The following is a 4,499-nucleotide window of genomic DNA, read 5'->3' on the forward strand; positions in this document are numbered from 1 at the left end:
GCCCCGGTCCGGGACCGGGCGCGCCGCGCGGCGACACCCGCGCCAAGCTGGCGGTGCCGCTGGAGGCGGTGTACGCCGGCGACAGCGTGCGCATCACCATCAACGGCAAGCAGCTGGACGTGCGCGTGCCCAAGGGCGTGCGCCCCGGTCAGGTGATCCGGCTGGGCGGGCAGGGCAACGGCGGCAGCAATCTGCTGCTGGAGATCGAGTACGCCGCGCATCCGCAGTTCGAGGTGGACGGCCGCAACATCCTCTACACCCTGCAGGTGACGCCGTGGCAGGCGGCGCTGGGCACCAGCATCAGCGTGCCGACCCTGGGCGGGGCGGTGGAACTGAAGATCCCGCCGGAGTCCGACGCCGGCCGCAAGCTGCGCCTGCGCGGCCGCGGCCTGCCCGGCACTCCGCCGGGCGACCAGATCGTCGAACTGGAAGTGCTGGCGCCGGCGCCGGAAACCGAAGCCCAGCGCAAGGCGTATCGCGGGTTGGCCAAGGCGTTTGGCGAGGCCGTGTGAAGTGAGGCGGGATTGGGGAGTCGGGATTGGGGATTCGCAAAAGCGGGCTCCCCTCGCGCTGTGGCGTCGTAGGAGCGGCTTCAGCCGCGACAGGCGTTACCGGTAACGCCCGTCGCGGCTGAAGCCCCTCCTACGAGGCGCGCCGATTGCATGCGGCCTTACGCCGCGCACTCAAACGCCGCCCGGAAACCCGCCCCTACGAATCCCCATTCCCCAATCCCGGCTTCTACGGCGCATCCTCGCCACTGAACACACGCTCGATCACCTCGTACAACTCGTCCTCGGAGAACGGCTTGGTGATGTAAGCGCGGGCGCCCTGGCGCATGCCCCACATGCGGTCGGTGTCCTGGTCCTTGGTGGTGACCAGGATCACCGGGATGTTCTGCGTGGTCGGCTCGCGGCGCAGGGTGCGGGTGGCCTGGAAACCGTTGAGGTTCGGCATCACCACGTCCATCAGCACCAGATCCGGCAAGGCCGCCTTGGCCGCTTCCACGCCGGCGGCGCCGTCGGTGGCGGTGATCGTTTCGTGCCCCAGTTTTTCGACGATGCGCTGGATGCCCAGCAACTGCGACGGCGAATCGTCGACGATCAGGATGCGTGCCATGTAGTTCCCCCTAAGAGGCTCCGAGTGTAGAGGCAGCGGCGCGAAGGCGGAAAGCGTTGCGTGTCACAAAGCGTCGGCGTGGCTACGCGCTTGGATCCAGCCGCACCACGGTGCGCCCGAACGACTGCCCGGCCAGCATCGTCGCGAACACCTCCGGCAGGCCGGCCAGGTCCACTTCGCGGGTGCAGATCGTCTCCAGGTGGCCCGGCTTCCAGTCGCTGCCCAGGTGCTGCCAGATGCGGTCGCGCAGGTCGCGGGCGGTGCCGGCCGAGCCGATGCCCAGCAGCGATACGCCGCGCAGGATGAAGGGCATCACCGTCATGTCCAGCTCCGCGGTCGCGGCCAGCCCGGCACTGGCGACATTGCCGTACGGTGCCGTCTGCGCCAGCAGGCTGGTCAGCATCGCCCCGCCCACGTTGTCCAGGCCGCCGCCGAAGCGCACCGATTCCAGCGGGCGGCTGGTCTGCAGGGCCTCGCGGCCCAGCACCTGGGTGGCGCCCCAGGCCTTGAGCTGCTCGGCGCGGTCTGCCTTGCCGCTGACCGCATGCACCTCGAAGCCGGCACGGCTGAAGATGTCGATCGCCAGCGAGCCGACCCCGCCGGTGGCGCCGGTCACGCACAGCGGGCCGTGCGCCGGGGTCTGGCGGTTGTCGAGCAGGCGCAGCAGTGCCAGCGCCGCGGTGAAGCCGGCGGTGCCCAGCACCATGCTCTCGCGCAGGCTCAGCCCAGCCGGCAGCGGCACCACCCACTTGGACTCCAGGCGCACGTATTCGCTGTAGCCGCCGTCGCGGGTCTCGCTGAGGCCGCAGCCGGTGACCAGCACCGCGTCGCCTTCCTTGAACGCCGGGTCGCGGGAGGCGACCACGTGCCCGGCCACGTCGATGCCGCCGACCAGCGGGAAGCGGCGCAGGATCTTGCCCTGGCCGGTGCCGGCCAGCGCGTCCTTGAAGTTCACCGACGACCAGGCGGCGCGGATCACCACCTCGCCGTCGCTGAGCTGGTCCAGCGACAGCGGGGCGAGGCCGGCGTGGTAGCCGGTGGCGTCCTGGTGGATGCGGAAGGCGGAGAACTGGGCGGGAACGGACATGGAACACCTTGGTCGGCACGCAGGAATGCACCAAGATACCCTTTCGAAACGGCGGGTCTGCCCCATCTTGTAGAATCGGCGACTCATTATCCGGTGACCGGCGCGTGACCGACGCGTCGCCACCTTCCTTCTTGGAGCATGCATGGCCTGGAACACACCTGGCGGCAAGGGCGGAGACGGCCCCGACAATCACGGGCGCGGTCCCTGGCCGCCGCGTGGCGGCAATGGGGGAGGCAGGTGGGGCGGGTTGCCGGGTCCGTTGAAGGACCTGTTCGGCGATGGCGGCGGCATCGGCCGCTGGATCCTGGGTGCGGTGGTGCTGGTGCTGCTGTTCAGCAGCTTCCAGTTGATCGGCGAGCAGCAGCGCGGTGTGGTGCTGCGTTTCGGCCAGTTCTCGCGGATCCTGCAGCCGGGCCCGAACTTCAAGCTGCCGTGGCCGATCGAGACCGTGCGCAAGGTCGATGCCACCCGCATCAAGACCTTCGACAGCCAGCTGCCGGTGCTGACCGGCGACGAGAACATCGTCAACGTCTCGCTCAATGTGCAGTACCGGGTCGAGGACCCGCGCACCTACGTGTTCGGCGCGCGCAACGCCGATCTGGTGCTGGAGCAGGCCGCGCAGAGCGCGGTGCGCGAACAGATCGGCCGCTCGGATCTCAATACGGTGCTCAACAACCGCGGGCCGATGGCCGTGGCCGCGCGCGAGCGCCTGCAGGCCGCGCTGAAGGCCTATCACACCGGCCTGATCGTGACCGGCCTGACCCTGCCCGACGCGCGTCCGCCGGAGGAAGTGAAATCGGCCTTCGACGAGGTCAACGGCGCCCAGCAGGTCAAGGAGCGGCTGATCAACGAGGCCCAGGCCTACGCCGCCAAGGTGGTGCCGGAGGCGCGCGGCCAGGCCGCACGCACCCGTACCGTCGCCGAAGGCTACAAGGAAGCGGCGATCGCCCGCGCGCAGGGCGACGCCGAGCGCTTCACCCTGCTGCAGCAGCAGTACCAGAACGCGCCGGAGGTCACCCGCAAGCGGCTGTGGCTGGAGACGATCCAGCAGGTGCTGGCGGAGAACCGCAAGGTCATCGGCGGCGACGGCCGCCAGCTGATCTACGTGCCGATGCCGGCCGACAGCAAGGCGCCGGCCGCGGCGACGCCGCCGGCGCCGACCACGTCGCTGCCGACGGTGCCGCAGGACGTGTTAATGCCGGCGTTGAACAGCAGTTCGGCCGAGAGTGTCCGCAACCCGGAGCGCACGCCGCGCCCGACCGGCCGTGAGGAGATCCAGCGATGAAACTGTCATTGTGGGCGGGCATTGCCGTCGTCGCGCTGTTCGCGCTGCTCAGCTCGGTGTTCGTGGTGCCCGAGGACAAGGCGGCGATGGTGCTGAACCTGGGCCGCGTGGTGCGTGCCGATCTCAAGCCGGGCCTGCACTTCAAGGTGCCGCTGGTCGAGTCGGTGCGCATGTTCGACCGCCGTTTCCAGGTGATCGACACCAACCCGGCGCGCTACTTCACCGCCGAGCAGAAGGACGTCAGCGTCAGCTTCTTCGCCATCGGCTACATCTCCGACGTGCGCGCCTTCTACCGCGCCACCACCGGCGGTGACGAGAAGGTGGCCAACAGCCTGCTGGCGCCGATCATCACCGACTCGCTGCGCAACCAGATCAACTCGCGCACCCTGCAGCAGCTGGTGTCCGGCGACCGCAGTGAACTGATCGCCAGGCAACTGGTGGCGATCAACGCGGCCAGCAAGACCCTGGGCATGCAGATCGTCGACCTGCGCATCAAGCAGATCGACCTGCCGACCGACAGCCAGGTGATCACCGACGTGTACGAACGCATGCGCGCGCAGCGCAAGCAGGAAGCAGCCAAGCTGCGCGCCGAAGGCGAGGAGCAGGCACTGACCATCCGCGCCCAGGCCGACCGCGAAAGCACGGTGCTGGTCGCCGAGGCCGAGCGCGACGCGCAGAAGCTGCGCGGCGAAGGCGATGCCGAGGCCGCCAGCGTGTACGGCAAGGCCGGCTCCGCCGACCCGTCGTTCTACGCCTTCTACCGCAGCCTGGAGGCCTACCGCGGCGCCATGGCCGACGGCAACGGCGTGATCGTGCTCGACAAGAACGATCCGTTCCTGCAATACCTCAAGAGCGATCGCTGAGGGGCGGGATTGGGGAGTCGGGATTGGGGATTCGCAAAGGCGGGTCCCCGGTCTCTGACGGCGTGCAGGATGGCCGGTTGCAGACGCCGGTACCCGGCGCAGGAAGCCTTTTGTGGGAGCGACTTCAGGGCACCTCTAAAAACCCCGA

General features: G+C 69.1%; 5 protein-coding genes. 3 read left to right on the forward strand and 2 right to left on the reverse strand.

The window, feature by feature from the left end:
- Positions 1 to 512, forward strand: a 512-nt coding sequence (locus D588_RS0114665; RefSeq protein WP_017916518.1) for a J domain-containing protein, incomplete at its 5' end; no start/stop codon positions are given.
- Positions 513 to 738: 226 nt separating this feature from the next.
- On the opposite strand, the gene pilH is transcribed toward D588_RS0114665, so the two are convergent.
- The gene (gene pilH / locus D588_RS0114670) at positions 739 to 1,116 is read right to left on the reverse strand and encodes a twitching motility response regulator PilH (RefSeq protein WP_010340114.1); all 378 of its coding nucleotides are present in this window, start codon (positions 1,114 to 1,116) and stop codon (positions 739 to 741) included.
- 82 nt (positions 1,117 to 1,198) lie between these two features.
- Positions 1,199 to 2,203, reverse strand: coding sequence for an acryloyl-CoA reductase (locus D588_RS0114675; protein WP_017916519.1), 1,005 nt, complete (start codon positions 2,201 to 2,203; stop codon positions 1,199 to 1,201).
- Between the two features lie 142 nt (positions 2,204 to 2,345).
- Between D588_RS0114675 and hflK the strand changes: the two genes are divergently transcribed.
- Together hflK and D588_RS0114685 are read left to right on the forward strand one after the other, a co-directional pair.
- A complete protein-coding gene (hflK, locus tag D588_RS0114680) occupies positions 2,346 to 3,488 on the forward strand; it encodes an FtsH protease activity modulator HflK (RefSeq protein ID WP_026143730.1) in 1,143 nt (380 codons plus the stop codon).
- Entirely contained in the window at positions 3,485 to 4,351 is an 867-nt protein-coding gene (locus D588_RS0114685; RefSeq protein WP_017916520.1) for a protease modulator HflC, read from the forward strand. The genes hflK and D588_RS0114685 overlap by 4 nt, the downstream gene beginning before the upstream one ends.
- Positions 4,352 to 4,499 lie beyond the last annotated feature (148 nt).

The organism is Xanthomonas sp. SHU 308, assembly GCF_000364645.1.
Taxonomy (GTDB): Bacteria; Pseudomonadota; Gammaproteobacteria; order Xanthomonadales; family Xanthomonadaceae; genus Xanthomonas_A; species Xanthomonas_A sontii.